Below are 15,718 nucleotides of genomic sequence, written 5' to 3'. Positions count from 1 at the left end.
ACCCTCAAGGCCGCCCGCCAGGAACGCCAGCCGGCCCTGGTCTACCACGGCGGGCTTGAGCGCGACCAGCGCTTCCAGCTCTCCTTGCTGTCTGCCCTGCGCACCGCCATGAGCGACAACCAGCTGCAGCTCTATCTGCAGCCCAAGGCCGACAGCCGTACCGGCCGGGTGACCGGGGCCGAGGTATTGCTGCGCTGGCAGCACCCCGAGCATGGCCTCGTGTCGCCGCGCGACTTCCTGCCCTTTGCCGAGAAGAGCGGCATGATCGTGGAGCTGACCCGCTGGATGATGGTGCAGGCCATGCAGCTGGCGCGGCACTGGCAACTGCGCGGGCTGGACCTCAAGCTCTCGCTCAATCTATCGGCTTCGGACCTGGCCGACCCCAACCTGCCGGCCCACGTCTCGGAATACCTGATGCACAGCCGCGCCAATGCACAGCAGCTGGTCCTGGAGATCACCGAGAGCGAGATCATGCACGACCCGCAGCTGGCGGTGCGCAGCATGCAGGCGCTGCGCAAGCTGGGCTTCCAGCTCGCATTGGATGATTTCGGCACCGGCCACGCCACCCTGGCCTATCTGCAGGACATGCCGGTCAGCGACCTCAAGATAGACCGCTCCTTCGTGGTCAACGCCAGCCAGAACGAGAAGGGGCTGCGGCTGATCGAATCCATCGTGGCGCTGGCCCACACCATGGGCCTGCGCACCGTGGTGGAAGGGGTGGAGACCGAGGCCGACTGGCACCGCGTGGTCGACGCCGGCTGCGACGAGGTGCAGGGCTACTATCTCTCGCCACCGCTGCCGATCGCCGGCTTTGAGGCCTGGTTGGCGCTCAACCAACCTTTTGCAATCCCACAGGCCCAGACCAGCTTGGCGCTGTAAGCGCCTTCCACTGCAGCGCAAGAAAAAACCCGGCACTGGCCGGGTTTGTTTCATGTGGAACCAAGGTGCCGATCAATCGCTGATCTTGCCTCTCATTGCCTTAATACGGCTGCGCTGCACCTTGCCGGCCAGGCGGCGCTGCTGCGAGCCATAGGTGGGTTTGGTGGCCTTGCGCGGCTTGTCCACCTGCATGGCCTCGGCGATCAGTTCTTCCAGGCGGGCCACCGCATCGAGCTTGTTGAGTTCCAGGCTGCGGTGGGCCTGCGCCTTGATGATGACCACGCCGGCCTTGGAGATGCGCTGGTCGTCATGCTCCATCAGCTGGGCCTTGCACTCTTCGGGTAGTGAAGAGGCCTGGATATCGAAGCGCAGGTGGACCGCATTGGAGACCTTGTTGACGTTCTGGCCGCCCGCACCCTGGGCGCGGATCATGCTGAACTCGATCTCGGCGATCTCCAGCCGCCAGCGGGGCAGGGCGCTCATGCTCAGCGCCGCCCCTTGCGACCGCCGCCAAAGCCGCCGGGACGGCGATGGCCTTCATGCTTGCCTTCGCGCCGGCTACCGCGCTCACCATCGTTGCCACGGCGCTGGCGGGTGTTCTGCATCTGCAGCTGGCGATCGATCTTTTCCGAGGTGGACTGCATCAGCACCTGGGCCATCTCGCCGTCGGGGAAGGTATCGGGCATGCGGTAGCCCAGCCAGGCGTAGGCGGCGTAGAGCTTGCAGCTATCCTCGAGGTACTGCAGCTCATTGCGACCGCCCATGCCCTCCATGCGCAACAGCGGTGCCTGGCGCTTGTCGGCCCGGTCGCGCGCCCAGTCCTGCAGCGCCCGTTCCAGCATGGGGATCTTGGTCGATACCGGGCACAGGCTCAGGGTATAGCGGTCGGACAGCGAAAGCTTGAGCAGGTCCAGCCAGCGGGCCTTTTCCATCTGGTCGCTGAGGTTGGCCGGCAGGAAGAATTCGTCGTGCACATTGATGTGCTTGGCGAACAGTTCCAAGAGGTTGTAGAGCTTGTTCTGGCCGGTGGCCTTGGCGATCTGCTCCAGGTACTGCAGATTGGGCGCCACAAAGAAGCCGCTGTCCGGCAGCGGTTCGGGCTTTTGCTTGAGCAGGGCCGAGATGGTCTTGTGGGTGTAGGCATCGAGCCCGGCCACGTAGCCCGCCGCATGCTCGCCAAAGCGGCCGGCGCGGCCGGCGATCTGCTTGGCCAGGGGGGCGGCGATGGTGCCCTCGGCGTAACCGTCCCACTTGTTGGCGGTAGTGAAGATCACGCGCCGGGCGGGGGTGTTGAGGCCCATGCCGATGGCGTCGGTACCGACCACGATCTGGGTCAGGCCCTCGACAAAGCGCTCGGCCTGCGACTGCCGCACCTCGGGTGAGAGGTTGCCGTAGATGGCCGAGACCGACAGGCCCTGGGCAATGACCTGGTCACGCCAATTGAGCACATCGCGGCGCGAGAAGGCGATCAGCACGTCGCCCGGCTTGAGGTTCTTGAGCGAACCCAAGGGCTGCTTTTCCATCTCCAGTGGCGTCTTGCGCTCCAGCTTGCGCACTTCCAAGGTACCGCCGACGCGTGAAACCAAGGACTCGATGGCCTGCTGCGCTTCCAGCGCGCCCAAAAGGTAGATGGTACTGGCCGGCACGCCACAGACGGCGGCCGTCCAGGCGGCGCCACGGTCCGGGTCGTCCAAGAGCTGGATCTCGTCGATCACCGCCACCTCGACCACCCGGTTGGGGTTGAGCATCTCCACCGTGCTGGCCACGTGGGTGGCTTCCGGGTGCAGCTTGCGCTGCTCACCGGTGATCAGGCTGACCGCCACGCCGGCATCCTGCAGCCGGGTATAGTTCTCCAGCGCCAACAGCCGCAGCGGTGCCAGGTAGGCGCCGCTCTTGGCGCGCGCCAGGTGCTCCATGGCGGCGTGGGTCTTGCCGGAGTTGGTGGGGCCCAGCACGGCGATAAAGTGCCGCTTCATGCCCTGCGCGACGGTGAAGGATTCCGGGTAGAGCGAGAGATTGACCGCGTCGCGGGTGCGCTCGGCGGCCTTGTTGGCGGCGCCTTGGCTGCGAGCGGCTTCGATCCGGTCTATGGCCAGGGTGCAACGCAGCCGTGCCAGCTCGTACTTGGCCACCAGGGCGTGCAGGGCACTGCCAGGGTCGAGCTCGTACTCGCGGGCCACCGCCACCACCTGCTCGGCGCACTTCTGCAGCTGGGCCTCCAGGCGGATCTTGGCGGCCTCGTTCCAGCGTTCCTGCAAGAGCTCGTAGCGCTCGGCCACATCCATGCGCCGCCACTTGTTGGTCTTGCCGAGGAAGCCCTCGTCCGGGATCAGGTGGTAGGGCACCACCCGCTTGCCGACGATGATCTCGCCGTGGACCGAGACGGCGTAACTGCCATCGCTCGTAACCAGGGTGGCCTGGTGGGCGTCGAGGTAGGTGCCGAGGACGTCGGCTTCGGTGCTGGGGGCGAGCTCAGGGGTGGCGTCGGTCAATGCAGGTCCTTGAATCGGTAGGGGAAGTGTTCAAGGCAGCGGTATACCAAAGCACGCCCCCCAGCACCAGCAGTTTTGTTGCGCTGCGGGACGAGCGGTGCGCTCACCCCACAGCCCCGGCTCAACCCGGCAGGGTGGTGATGGCCCGCGCCTTGCGCTGTGCGTCCCAGCGCCGCAGGGTGGCACCGATCCGAGACCCGACGGCGAGCTGCGGATCGGAGGCCTCGAAGCCCTCCTGCTGTTCGCGCTTGGCGACCACGCTGCGGGCGAGATCGAAGGCAGCGATAAAGTCGTCGGTCTGGCGCAGCGCATCGACGAAGTAGGCCCGGCCGAAGTAGGTGAAGTCGGCCTCGTTGCTGCAACCAAACGACACCTTGTCGGCCGCGGCGGCGCTGATCACCAGGGTATTGTCGTTCTTGAGCGGGTCGATAAAACCGCCCGAATAGCAGGCCGACACCACGATCACGCGGTGCTTGATACCGGCTTCATCCAAGAGCTGGCGCAGTACCAGCGGGTCCACATCATTGAACTGCATGGGTCCGAACTCGACCGCCAGCTTATGGTCGGCGCTGCCGTGCGAGGTCAGGTAGAGGAAGAGGATGTCCTCGTTCTTATCCATGAGCTGGCCCATGCGCCGCAGCGCCAGCCGCAGGCTGGTGGCGCTGGCGATGGGTAGCTGGCCCAGGGTATCGGGGTTGTTGACCAGGGCCAGCGAGCGGCCCTCGGTGCCGAAGCGATGGTCGAACATGTCCTGCACCGTGATCGCCTCGCGCATGAAGACGTCCTGCCCGGCGTAGCCCGCGGCGGCAAGGAAGTAGAGGTTGGGGTGGCCGGGTTCGCGCGGCTTGAGGTCCAAGAGGGCGCGCTGCAGCAGGGCCGGCTCTTGGTAGAAGTAGTCCTCCATGGCCGGGTCGGGGCCGGGGTCGTCCTGCTGTTCCTCCGGCGCCGGCTCGGCCGGCCTATCCCACAGCGGCAGGCCCCAGAAGGACTGCTGCATAGGCAGCCACAACAGGCCGCCGGCCAGCAGCAGCGGCACAAGCCGGCGCAGACCGCCTGACGCCGCACTACGGGCAGCCAGCACGCCGGCCGCCAGCGCAAACCAGCCGGTCCACACTAGGTAGATGCGCTGGTCCCAAACGTCGTTCCAGGCCGGCACCCAGCCCTGCTGGCCAATGAGGAAGACCACCCACCCCAGCAGCGTGAGCGGCAGCAGCACGGCGTACCAGGCGGTGGCGAGGCCCAGGGTGCGCTTGGCATCGCCACCGCTGCCCGCGGCCAACCAAGCCACGAACAGTAGCAGCGGCAGGGCAAACACCGTGGCCGGCCAGGCGGCAGCGCTGTAGACCGCCTCGGGGCCCAGGTGCAGCAGGGCCAGGCCGTTTTGCAGCAGTACCAGCAGCGCGGCAAGCAGGAACAGCCGGCCCCAGCCCGCTTCCGCCAGGCTGACGGGCAGGGCGCGCAAGGTCAGGCCGCGCCAGGCCAGCTGCCAGAGGCCGGGCTGGGCGGGCGGGGCCTCGCCGCTGGCCGAGCTGACGGCCGAAGGCGTCTCCACCAAGCTGCCGCCGGCAGCAAGCACCCGTTCGCGCAAGGTGGCGAGGAAAGCATCGCGCTCGGTCGCATCGGCAAAGGCGGCATCCGGCAGCACGATGCAGTGCAGGGCATCGTAGTAGAGCAGGCTGGCGCCCTCTACCTGCACCAGGGCGGTCAGGGCCCGATAGCCGTAGAAGCTGCGGCGCTCGGCGCTGTTGAGCCAGAGGCCGTCATCATCCGGCACCAACTGCATGCTGCCGAGCATGGCCTGGCCCAGTTGCGGCAGTACCCGCCGGGTGCGCCACTGCAGCAGCGCCCTTTGCAGCAGATAGGCGACCAGCACAAAGGCCGGGCCAGCCCACACCAGCCAGTGGGCGGCACCCAGGCCCTGGCGCTGCAGCCAGCGTAGCTCCAGCACCACCAGCAGGGCACCCAGTACGCCGTAGGCCAGCCCATGTGCGCTGCGCAGCAGCGGTGGCAGCAGGTGACGGGTGTAGGTCTGCTGGTTGTGGTCCACCGCGCGGAGCCAATCGGCAGCGGTCACTTGATAGTCGTAGTGCGGTCTCATGCTGGAATGGCTGTACTCAGAGTGAAGTGCCGAGCAGGGCGCCGGCCGGCGCCCGCTGCAGGGTAAGGGTGAAGCACACCCCGTCGGCCACGTTGGCGGCGGTGATGGTAGCGCCCATCTTGGCCATATAGGTGCGCGCGACAAAGAGGCCCTGGCCGCGGTTGCCCTGGGCGGCAGAATCGGCCTGGTCCGAGACGCCGTACTCGAAGATCTTGTCGATCAGCGCATCGGGGATGGCCGGGCCCTGGTTGTGGATCTGTACCGTGGCGGCGGTCTCGCTCGCTTCCAGGGTCAGGGTGATGGCGCTGCCCTTGGGGCGGAAGCGGTCGGCATTGCGCAGCACATGGGTGACCACGTCTTCCAGTGCATAGTCATCCGCCCGCACCAGCACCGGCGTGCCCCAGGCCTGGTAGCGCACGTCGGCAATGTCCACGCAGGGCGCGTTGGCGGCCACGTGGCGCAGGAATTCGTCCAGATCCAGCGCCGCCAGTTGCAGGGTGGTGGACTGGAAGGCCTCGCTGGGCGAGGCGCTGCCGTACAGCACCCACACCGCCTGCTGCATGCGGTGGATATAGCGGCTGCTGTCGTCGTCGCGGCTGCCGTGCAGGGCCAGGAGCGACTGCAGCGGCGACATGATCTCGTGCCCCACGGCGTGCCACATGTCCTTTTCCTGCTCGGTACGGATGCGCTCACGCTCCACGTCTTCCTTCACCCGCTGCAAGAGGTCGGAGAGGCCGCTGGCGAGCACACCCAATTCGTCCCGGCCACGCAAATCGGCCATATCGAGCCGCTCCAGCCCGCCGGCGGCGCGCACGGTGCGCGAGACGGATGCGGCGCGGCGGGTGAGGGCGGTGATGCGGCGGATGATGCCGACCTCGATCAGCAGCCAGACCAGGGCGATGGCCAAGAGCATGGCGCCGACAAACCAGACCACCCGGCTGGCGACCACGGCCAGGCTCTTGTTCACGGTGCGTACGTCGCCGGTGAGCACAAAGCGGTAGTCCCCCAGCGGGGTGGCGATGGTCTCGCCGGCCTGCATGGGCTGGTCGTAGCCTTCCACGTCCAGGCGGCGGATCAGGCTGGCGATCCAGCGCCAGGATTCCGCACCGGGTTCGGCGCTGCCGGCCAGCTTGAGCAGCTCCACGTCACCCGTCTTAGTGTGCTTTTGCAGGCTCAGGGTCTCGCCCGGCAAGAGCAGCGGGGCCAGCTCGCTGAGGGTAAAGGGTGCGCTGGCGCCGGCTGCGTCGCTATCGAGCAGCGGGGCACCGCCGCCCGGTGGCAGCACGCGCAGGCGTACCGCCATGCGGTCCAGGTCGTTGGGTGGCCAGATGGGCTGGGTCTTGCGGAACAGGTCGTCGCGCAGCACGCCTACCGGCAAGCGCACCGAGAAGAAGCTGCGGTGCACGCAGCCCGTGCCGGCCTGCTCGGCCGAGCAGCGGCCCTCCTGCCACAGCCAGCCGCGGAAGTCCTTCACCGGCCGGGTAAAGGCGTAGTCGCCGCTGTCTTTCTCGACAAAGCCGGTCAGCCGGCCGCGCGCGCCGGGGCGGCCGGCGTCGTCCATGGCCTCGAAGGGGGCGATCCAGCGATAGACCTGGCCACGCAGGCTGACGCTGATCTGCAGCCGATGCACGCCGTCGAAGCGCTCTTCGCCGAGCTTGTGGGCCGCCAGCTCGCCGCTCTGGAACTGGCCGGCCACATAGATAAAGCCGCCGGCCCAGGGGTTGCTGCCTATGGCGGCACAGATGGCGCCCTCGCGGTACTGCACTTGGCAGCCGGCCATCTCTACCGCCTGCTGCACCTTGTTCTGGTCGTCGAAGTCGATGGCCGAGTAGGGCAGCAGCAGTGGCCGCAGCGGTTGCAGGTGGGCGGCATCGAGCTGCGGGTTGAGCAGGGCCAGCTGGCCGGTGGGGTGGTGCAGCTTGGCGGCGAGCTGGGCGGCGGTCTTGTGGAAGCCCTGCTGGTAGTTGCGGTAGCTGAGCTGCTTTTCCTCGCGCAGCACATAGAGCGCCAGCGCCACGGTAGCCAGCGCCAGGAGCAGGAAGGCACCGCGGAACAGCAGCCGCAGTCGGAAGGGGGCGAGGCTAAACGACAGCGCCATACTAGGCGGCCCAGCGGAAGCCGCGCATGGGCACGTTCTCTATGCCGTCAAAGCTCGGGTCTATCTCGCGGAAGGCATCGCGTATGGTACTGACGTGCTTGCGGATATTGTCGCGATTGCGGCCGCTCTTCACCACCTGGTAGAGCTCGTCGTAGGACACCACCTCCCCCCGGCGGGCGTGAAGGGCAGCGAGGATGCGCTGGGCGGTGAGCGGCAGGTTGACGCGCTGGCCGCGCCACAGCGGGCTGCCCTGGCGCAGTGGGTCGAGCGAGAGCTCGCTGACCGCTGTGGCAGCGGCCTCCACCGCCGGGCGGCTATCGCGGCGGGCGCGCAAAATCTCCAGGAAGGTATCGATGAAGTCCGCCTCTTCAAAGGTGGTCTTCTGCAGGTAGTCCCAGGCGTCCAGCGCCTTCATGATGCTGCGGTAGATGGTGGCCGGCATGGCCGAAACCACCAGCACCGGCGTGCCGTGGTGCTTGTTGATGGCGTTGATGATGGCCACCCCGGCGTGCCGCTCGCGGCCCAGCTCGATATCCAGCACCACCAGGTCGTAGGCCTCGCGCGTGACTGCCGCTTCGGCCTCGTCGCGGTTGTACCACTGGTCCACCCGTATGCCGGGCTTGGCCGCCTCTATCCAGCCCTTGAGCTGGTTGCTGGTGGGAATGTCGTCTTCTACGACCGCTACCTTGTACATCGCCGGCTCCTGCGGCGCCCCCGTGGCGCGTGGCGGCATTATCGGGCCGAAGCGTGCCCGCGCGGTGTGAGTTTTTCTTCCGCGCCCCGGAGTGCCCACTACCGCCCCACGAACAAAGTCGCCCCGCGGCCGCATGGATTGCTCCTGGGCCTGCCGCGCACCATGCAGTCCAAGGAGGCAGGGCACACGACCCGCCCCTTGCCGGATGGATGACCAGCCGGCCACGTTAGGGACAAGGGGTATGGAAATGTCGGAACGGATCAAGGCGGTGGTGGCAGCAGTACGCGGTGCACTGGCAGGCACCGCCACGGGGCTGGGGCGGGTACTGGGCCGCGGCGGCAGCCGGGTGATGGAGGCGCGTAGCCGCATCCTGCTGGTAGGCGCGCTGGGCCTGGCCGGCTACGCGCTGATCAGCCACCCGCCGCTGCAGAGCGTCGATAGCGGCGAGATCGCGGTGCGCACCAACCAGCTCACCGGCGGCAGCGCCGTGTTCCGGGACGGCAGCGTGCTGATGATCTCTGGCCTGCACATGCTGCGCCGCTACTCGCTGCGCGACCAGCTCTACCGGCCCGAGCAGGACGATGCCGCGCCCTTCCAATCGATGGAAGGCCTCTCGCTGGGCGTGGATCTGACGGTGCGCTACGCCCTCGATGGCAGCCGGGTGGACCAGATGGCACGCAGCCTACCGGACGACATCAACGGCCAGATCGTGGCCCCGGCGGTGCAGGGCGTGATCTACAAGGTGCTGACCCGCTACACCGTGAAGGAGATCTTCTCTACCAAGCGCGGCGAGATCCAGCAGGCGATAGAGAGTGAGCTCAAGCCCCGCCTGCTGGCCGACGGCATACGGCTGCACGGGGTGCAGATGGGCAAGGTGAGCCTGCCGGAGGACTACAAGGCCGGCATGGAAGCGCTGCTGGCCGAGGAGCTGCAGAGCGAGAAGATGCGCTACACCCTGGAGCTGAAACAAAAGCAGGTGCAGGAGAGCGCCCTGCAGGCCGACGCCGAGAAGGTGCGCCGCGAGCGTGCTGCCGAGGCCGCTGGCAACGAGCAGATCATCGCCGCCCGGGCGCAGGAGGAAGCCATGAAGCATGTGCTGCCCTTCAAGCAGAAGCAGATCGAGCAGCGCCAACTGGAAGCCGAGGCCGAGAAGCAGGCCCGGGTGAAGGGGGCGGAAGCCAACGCCCAGGCCCGCGTGATCGAGGCCGAGGGCGAGGCCGCATCGCGCCGCAAGCTGGCAGATGCCGAGGTCTACCGCATGGCGCAGGTGGGCAAGACCAGCAGCGAACAGATGGCGCGCGACGGCGCCTTGATCACCAAGCACCCGCTCTTGATCCAGAAGGCCATGGCCGACAAGCTCTCGGACAAGATCTCGGTGATCATCGCCCCGCCGCCTGCCGACGGTGGCTTTATCGGCTCGGCCTTGCTCGGTAAGCAGAGCGCTGCCAACCCGGCCCCCGCCGCCCAGGACGAAGAGAACAATGAGGAGGCCCAGTAATGTTGCTTGCCGCCTCTCTCGCCAGCCTCGCCATCGTGACCCAGGACCAGGCCGTGCTACGCGCCGCACCGCGTGATTCTGCCCAGCAGCAGGTGACGCTGTGGCAGGGCGACAGCCTGGAAGTGCGCGGTGAGCGCCTGGGCTACCTGCAGGTCTACGATCACCGCCGCGAGCGGGCCGGCTATGTGAAGGCCAGCCAGGTGCGCAGCACCGACCTCAAGCCGGTTGAGGCGAACGAATTGATGGCCGTGGTGCGCTTTCTGCGCGACACCCCGGGCGCCGAAGCGCTGGGCGTGGCCTACAGCGCCGCCTATATCAAGGCCGCACCGGCCGGGCAGATAGGCGCAGAGAGTTTTGATGCGCTGGGCACCTTTGCCGACCGCCTTGCCCAGCGCGCCAGCCGCGGCAAGGCCAGCGACCCTACCCTGGCCGCCCACCTGGAAGTGGTGGCCAGCTACGGCGTGCAGATGAAGAGTGTAGAAAGGGACGGCAAGGTGCAGCTCTGCTACGAGGGCGACGCCTTCCGCCGCGTGCTGGCCCTGCCGGCCACCGAGGAACAAAAGGCCCGCGCCGCCCTGGCGCTGACCCGCCACGACTGCGTGGACCCCAATCTGCGCCCCATGGAGCGCTACCAGCTCGATAACTGGCGGGCAGAGGTCTTGAACAAGGTGGATACCGGCAAGCTGCCGGACTATCTGCAGAACCGCATCCAGATGCGCCGCGCCGGCGTACTGGCCAGCCTCGCCTTCCAGCGCGCCCGCCGGGGTGAGCCAGCCCAGCCGCAAGGCGAGGGCGCCATCGCCGCCCTGGCGGCGGTGAACCGCGAGGGGCTGCCGGACGAAGACTTGGCGGTCTATACCGATGCCGCAGTACGGGTAGGTGCCAGCCGATGGGCCGCGCTGCCGGCGGTCAGCCCCGCCGGCAAGCTAGGCATCGCCACCGTGGCTGGCGAACCTGGCGAGACCTGCATCCTCTTGACCGACACCCAGCACCCCGCCAACAACCCGCTGGCGCGGCGCTGTACCTACGGCCAGGTGTGGGTCGCCTCGGCCAGCAGCAATGCGCAGGGCACCCAGCTGGCGCTGGCGGTGCAGCCGCTGGATACCTGGCGCGAACTGTGGCTGTTCCGCAAGCAGGCGGACGGCTGGACGGTGGATGTGATCCCGCCCGCCACCAACAGCCCGGAACTGGGCTACCTGGAATTCGCCGGCTGGGTGCCGGGCGACAAGCAGCTGCTGACCGCCCGCGAAGCCAAGGTAGAAGGCCGCTACAAGCGCACCTTTGAGGTCATACAACTCGACACCCTGGCGGTGCAGAACAAGGCCGACAAGCCGGAATCGCTGAGCGTGTTCTACAAATGGCAGGCAGCGAGCTGGAAGGGTGGGACGGTAAGCCTCAGATGAGAAAAGCCGTTCCACGTGGAACGGCTTGGGGCTAGCTCAGTTCCACCTTGATGCCGCCTTCTGGCAGCGCCGTGGTGCTGAACTCCACCGGCAGGAACTTCTCGATCACGCCGATATTGGTGCTGAAGTGCGAGGAAGCCAGCATGGCGGTGAAGCTGCCACGGCCGGCCAGGGCCAGCGGCAGCAGCAGCTGGTCGGCCAGGTGCTCACCCACCGCGGCACCGCTTTCCAGGTAGTGCCGCGCCTCGGTGGCGGCGGCATCGGCCACCGCCTCGGCCGAGATCCCTTTCTCGCCAAAGCCGCTGAATACCTCGGTCACCCCTTCGTGCGCCACGGTAATCAACAGGATATTGCCCGGCCCCTCGCGCGCCGGCAGTTCGCGGACCTGGGTATCGATGGCACCCAGTTGTGCCGCCACCCGCTCCAGTTCGCGCTTGGCCACGCCCACCGGCACGGCGGCCACGCGGGCCTCGGCACGGGTGCTGCGGTGTGCGCCGCGCGCCAGCAGGTCCAAGGGCTGCAGCTGGGCAATAGGCTCGACCTGGGCGACCACCTCTCCACCACCGGCCGGGTAGAAGCCGTGCTTTTGCAGGGCCAGGGTCTGCTTGGCGCCCATGCGGGCCAGCAGCGGTTGCCAGCTGTAGATCAAAAAGTCGGCAGGCGGCGCAGCGCGGTTATGGGTGCCGCCGCTGACCGTCACGCTGCTGGGGGCATCGGCAAACCACAGCGCCGGCAGCACAGTTTGCAGCACCAGGGTGCAGCTACCGGCCGTGCCGATGGCAAAGCGGTACTCGCCACCGCGTACCGGGCCGGGGGTGAAGTGCAGGTTTTGCGAGCCCAAGCTCGCGCCTTCCACCTGGGCGCCGGATATCGCCACCGCCGCCTGTACCGCGGTCAGGTGCTGGCGCAACAGGCCCTGCTTGCTGCGCCCGGCGCGTATGCCCTCGATACGGAAGGGTTGGCCGGTGATCATGGAGAGCGTCAGGGCGGTGCGTAGTATCTGGCCGCCGCCTTCGCCTTGCGAGCCGTCGAGCTCAATGCAGTGTTGTTGTTCGTGTTTCATGATTTTTCTTCTTGTTGCTGGGCGCGCCAGCCGCTGGGGCTAGCGGCACGTTATGGGTACTCAGGCCAGGGCCTCAGCCAGTGGGGTCTGGCCTATGGCCTGGCGCAGCAGTTGATCGAGCTGGGCATCTTCACCCTCTGGCTGCTTGAAATCCGGCGGCAATTTTTCTTCCGCCAGTTCTCGCTCGATAAAGTCGTGGATCAAGGGGAAGCGGGCACCGTATTCGGCTTCGCCCGCCGCCATCTTTACCGCCAAGAGCTGGTTGATCTCATCGCGCAGCGCCACATCGCTCACCATGGCATCGGCCAGGTCGGCAAAGCGCATGGGCGGCATGCCGCGGCCGGCGTCTACCCACAGTGCGGCCAGCAGCGGGCGAAGCACGTAGAGGTATTTCTTGAGCCGCACGGTATCGCCCAGCAGATAGCCACGGAAGTTCTTCTTGGCCATGGACAGGTAATGCCAACGCCCCTTGCGGCTGGAGAAAAAGCTCGGCGCCAGCGCCCGCAGCTGCCCAGCGAGGGCGGCATCTTCGCGGTAGACCAGCGGCGAATCCAGCCACTCGAACAGGGTGGGGTTGGAGCGGCGCAGCAGCTGCAGCGCCTTGCGCAGCTCCCAGCCGCTGATATCCAGCTCGTCGCTGATCGGCAGCTCGATCACATCGCGCTGCGGCTCTACCCGCAGGTACCACTCGGGCCGGTGCACATAGACAAAGCGCACATCGTAGTCGCTATCGGGCGAGGCAAAGCCCCAGCCGCGGCTGCCAGATTCGCAGGCGAACAGTACCTTTACCTGGTGGCGCGCCTCGATCGCCGTCAGTTCTTTTTCCACCCGTTCCCGCACGGCGGCCGAGACAGGGTGTGCATACAGAAATGCCATTGCTGGCCCTCCCTCTTATTGCTTGGCTGGCGACAACACCTGGGGTGCCACCGCCGCCTTGTTGTAGTCCGGGACTATGCCAGCCGTGGCAACACGGCGACTAGCCCTTCACACACACCACCTGGCGCAGCGTATGGACGATCTCGACCAGTTCGGATTGCGCCGCCATGACTTGATCGATGTCCTTGTAGGCCATGGGGATCTCGTCGATCACGTCGGCGTCCTTACGGCATTCGACGTGGGCGGTCGCCTTGATCTGATCCTCGACCGTGAACAGCTTCTTGGCCTTGGTACGGCTCATGGTACGGCCGGCGCCGTGGCTGCAGGAGCAGAAGGCTTCCTCGTTACCCAGGCCGCGCACGATAAAGCTCTTGGCGCCCATGGAACCCGGAATGATGCCCAGCTGGCCCTTCTGTGCCGATACCGCGCCCTTACGGGTTACCAGTACCTCGCGGCCGAAGTGCGTTTCCTTCTGCACATAGTTGTGGTGGCAGTTCACCGCCTCCACATCGGCCGCGAAGGGCTTGGTGATGATCTTGCGGGCGGCGGCAATCACGTTCTGCATCATCACCGCGCGGTTACGGCGGGCGTAGTCCTGCGCCCAACCTACTGCCTCCACATAGTCGTCGAAGTGCTGGCTGCCTTCTTCGAAGTAGGCCAGGTCACGGTGCGGCAGGTTGGCAATGTGCTGGCGCATATCGGCCTGGGCCAGCTCGATAAACAGGTTGCCGATGGCGTTACCCACCCCGCGCGAACCCGAGTGCAGCATGAACCAGACGCGGTTTTCCTCGTCCAGGCAGACCTCGATAAAGTGGTTACCGGTACCTAGCGTTCCCAGGTGCTTATGGTTGTTGGTGCGCTCCAGGGCAGGGTACTTCTCGGTAATGCGCTTGAAGCCGCCGTGCAGCTCGCCCCACATGGCGTCCACCGTCTCGGGCGGGGTATCCCAGGCGCCTTTATCGCGCTTACCCATGGTCTTGCCGTGCGGCACGGCCGCTTCGATGGCCGAGCGCAGGCCGGCCAGATTATCGGGCAGGTCGGCCGCGGTCAGCGTGGTGCGGGCGGCCATCATGCCGCAACCGATATCCACCCCCACGGCCGCCGGGATGATGGCGCCCTGGGTAGGGATCACGCTACCGATGGTGGAACCCTTACCCAGGTGCACGTCCGGCATTACCGCCAGGTGCTTGTAGATAAAGGGCATCTTGGCCGTGTTCATCAGCTGCTCGCGAGCATCCGGCTCCACCGGCACGCCATTGGTCCACAGCTTGATGGGGGCGCCGCTTTCAACGGCCAGGGTGTTGTATTGGCTCATGTTCTTTTCCTTGCTTGCTCTTGTGTTTGTTCTGGTTTGGTTCACTTGGCGGCGAAGGCCAGGCGACGCTCACCCTGGCAGGCCAGGCAGGGTACGGTGCTGGCGTAGACAAAGCCATGCGGCGTGTCGTACCACCAGGTTTGCTCCTGCGCCGACCAGACATGCTTGGCGCCACATTCGCGACAGGCAAAGCGGCTCTCCTGGGCCTGGCCCAACGCCACGCGCAGCGGCAGCTCGCCCAAGCCGCGCTGGGCCGGGGTTGCCTTGCGCTGGGGTCTGCCCAGCCAGTGGGTCTTGCGGGGGGTAGCAATCAGGTGGTCCATTTTGCAGCTCGCTCTTCGTCGTTGTCTGTCTTGCTTATTGCAACGGCTGTGCCAAGTGCTGACCGCCGTCACCTAAAATTCTTTAACTCATTGAAATAACACTATTTACCTGGAATTTCGGCTTGCCATGACGCTAACACCGCGTCTAGCTGGCCTGACCAAACGGATAACCATTGATACTGGTTTATCTTTTTGGATAGCTCTTACAGGCGGCTACCCAGCTGAAAAGGTGGCGACAAGTTGGGGTGGAACAGTTATCTGAGCTAGTGGGCTTACGCCCACCCAGGGTTTGAACCTGGGGCCTCCTGCCGTAGCAGGCGCTCTATCCTGTAGTTCCACCGGCATTCGCCGTAATGGGGGACATGACGGGACTCGAACCCGCAGTAAGCCGACACCGGGCATTACTCCGATGCGCACCAGACCTTTTAAACGCGCTAGTGCATGGAACCTTACGCAGACCCCATGACCGCGCTCCAAAGTACCGGCTGGCGCTTGAGCTTTCGGTTTTACCCTTCACAGGTTCCGAAACATTTACCGGCCGCTCGCCATTTCGCGTTCATGCCCATGACCGTGCGTACAAAAAAGTGCGGCGACAAAGAGAGATGGAACATCGCCTGGTTACCCAGGCATCCTGCTCTACCCACTGAGCTACACCGCCGATGGTCTGGCGGTGGCGGGAATCGAACCCGCGACACGGGCATTAAGAGTGCTGTAGTTCCATCGGCATTCGCCGCGTAAAAAAGGTGCCCGCGCGCAACAAGGTGGGGCCGGGAGCGACGGCCGGCTTAGCCGGTGCGGGGTCTCAAACCCGCAGTCAGAGGGGAGATGTACTCCCAGCCTGCATTTGCGCGCTGGCACAACAAAGGGTGGCGACAAGTAGAGGCGCAACGTTTTTCGTGTCCTACCGTTAGACGACAGCCCCGCTGAGTTGGAGCCGACGGGATTCGAACCCGCATTACGACCGTTGGAAGGTGTAGTT

General features: G+C 66.1%; 12 protein-coding genes. 3 read left to right on the top strand and 9 right to left on the bottom strand.

Annotated features, from left to right (window positions below):
• Positions 1 to 879, top strand: an 879-nt coding sequence (locus VIM95_RS06255) for an EAL domain-containing protein (protein WP_331984160.1), incomplete at its 5' end; no start/stop codon positions are given.
• 72 nt (positions 880 to 951) lie between these two features.
• Here VIM95_RS06255 and arfB read toward each other — a convergent pair.
• From arfB to VIM95_RS06230, 5 genes are all read right to left on the bottom strand, one after another.
• Positions 952 to 1,362 (bottom strand): alternative ribosome rescue aminoacyl-tRNA hydrolase ArfB, encoded by a 411-nt coding sequence (gene arfB, locus VIM95_RS06250; RefSeq protein ID WP_331984158.1) that lies wholly within the window; start codon positions 1,360 to 1,362, stop codon positions 952 to 954.
• Between the two features lie 2 nt (positions 1,363 to 1,364).
• Entirely contained in the window at positions 1,365 to 3,371 is a 2,007-nt protein-coding gene (locus tag VIM95_RS06245) for a helicase-related protein (RefSeq protein WP_331984156.1), read from the bottom strand.
• A 121-nt stretch (positions 3,372 to 3,492) separates the two neighbouring features.
• Positions 3,493 to 5,469 (bottom strand): C13 family peptidase, encoded by a 1,977-nt coding sequence (locus VIM95_RS06240; protein ID WP_331984154.1) that lies wholly within the window; start codon positions 5,467 to 5,469, stop codon positions 3,493 to 3,495.
• Between the two features lie 16 nt (positions 5,470 to 5,485).
• Positions 5,486 to 7,567 (bottom strand): HAMP domain-containing sensor histidine kinase, encoded by a 2,082-nt coding sequence (locus VIM95_RS06235; protein WP_331984152.1) that lies wholly within the window; start codon positions 7,565 to 7,567, stop codon positions 5,486 to 5,488.
• Position 7,568: 1 nt separating this feature from the next.
• Positions 7,569 to 8,261, bottom strand: coding sequence for a response regulator transcription factor (locus VIM95_RS06230; protein WP_331984150.1), 693 nt, complete (start codon positions 8,259 to 8,261; stop codon positions 7,569 to 7,571).
• 241 nt (positions 8,262 to 8,502) lie between these two features.
• Here VIM95_RS06230 and VIM95_RS06225 point away from each other — a divergent pair, with 241 nt between their 5' ends.
• Together VIM95_RS06225 and VIM95_RS06220 are read left to right on the top strand one after the other, a co-directional pair.
• Positions 8,503 to 9,759, top strand: a complete 1,257-nt coding sequence (locus tag VIM95_RS06225) for an SPFH domain-containing protein (RefSeq protein ID WP_331984148.1) — start codon at positions 8,503 to 8,505, stop codon at positions 9,757 to 9,759.
• Entirely contained in the window at positions 9,759 to 11,162 is a 1,404-nt protein-coding gene (locus tag VIM95_RS06220) for a hypothetical protein (protein WP_331984146.1), read from the top strand. The genes VIM95_RS06225 and VIM95_RS06220 overlap by 1 nt, the downstream gene beginning before the upstream one ends.
• A gap of 31 nt (positions 11,163 to 11,193) precedes the next feature.
• On the opposite strand, the gene rtcA is transcribed toward VIM95_RS06220, so the two are convergent.
• From rtcA to VIM95_RS06200, 4 genes are all read right to left on the bottom strand, one after another.
• Positions 11,194 to 12,225 carry an RNA 3'-terminal phosphate cyclase gene (gene rtcA, locus VIM95_RS06215; protein WP_331984144.1) on the bottom strand — a complete coding sequence of 344 codons (1,032 nt, stop codon included), beginning with the start codon at positions 12,223 to 12,225 and terminating at the stop codon, positions 11,194 to 11,196.
• A 60-nt stretch (positions 12,226 to 12,285) separates the two neighbouring features.
• On the bottom strand, positions 12,286 to 13,101 hold the full coding sequence (locus tag VIM95_RS06210) for a nucleotidyltransferase domain-containing protein (RefSeq protein ID WP_331984142.1): 816 nt from the start codon (positions 13,099 to 13,101) through the stop codon (positions 12,286 to 12,288).
• 100 nt (positions 13,102 to 13,201) lie between these two features.
• The gene (locus VIM95_RS06205; RefSeq protein WP_331984140.1) at positions 13,202 to 14,416 is read right to left on the bottom strand and encodes an RtcB family protein; all 1,215 of its coding nucleotides are present in this window, start codon (positions 14,414 to 14,416) and stop codon (positions 13,202 to 13,204) included.
• Positions 14,417 to 14,457: 41 nt separating this feature from the next.
• Complete coding sequence (locus VIM95_RS06200) at positions 14,458 to 14,739, bottom strand: zinc-ribbon domain containing protein (protein WP_331984138.1); 282 nt, start codon at positions 14,737 to 14,739, stop codon at positions 14,458 to 14,460.
• Between the last annotated feature and the right edge of the window lie 979 nt (positions 14,740 to 15,718).

The sequence above is a fragment of the Chitinimonas sp. genome (assembly GCF_036568685.1).
Taxonomy (GTDB): Bacteria; Pseudomonadota; Gammaproteobacteria; order Burkholderiales; family Chitinimonadaceae; genus Chitinimonas.
Note: the sequence above shows the minus strand (reverse complement) of the source record. Positions and strands in the feature narration are given on the sequence as shown.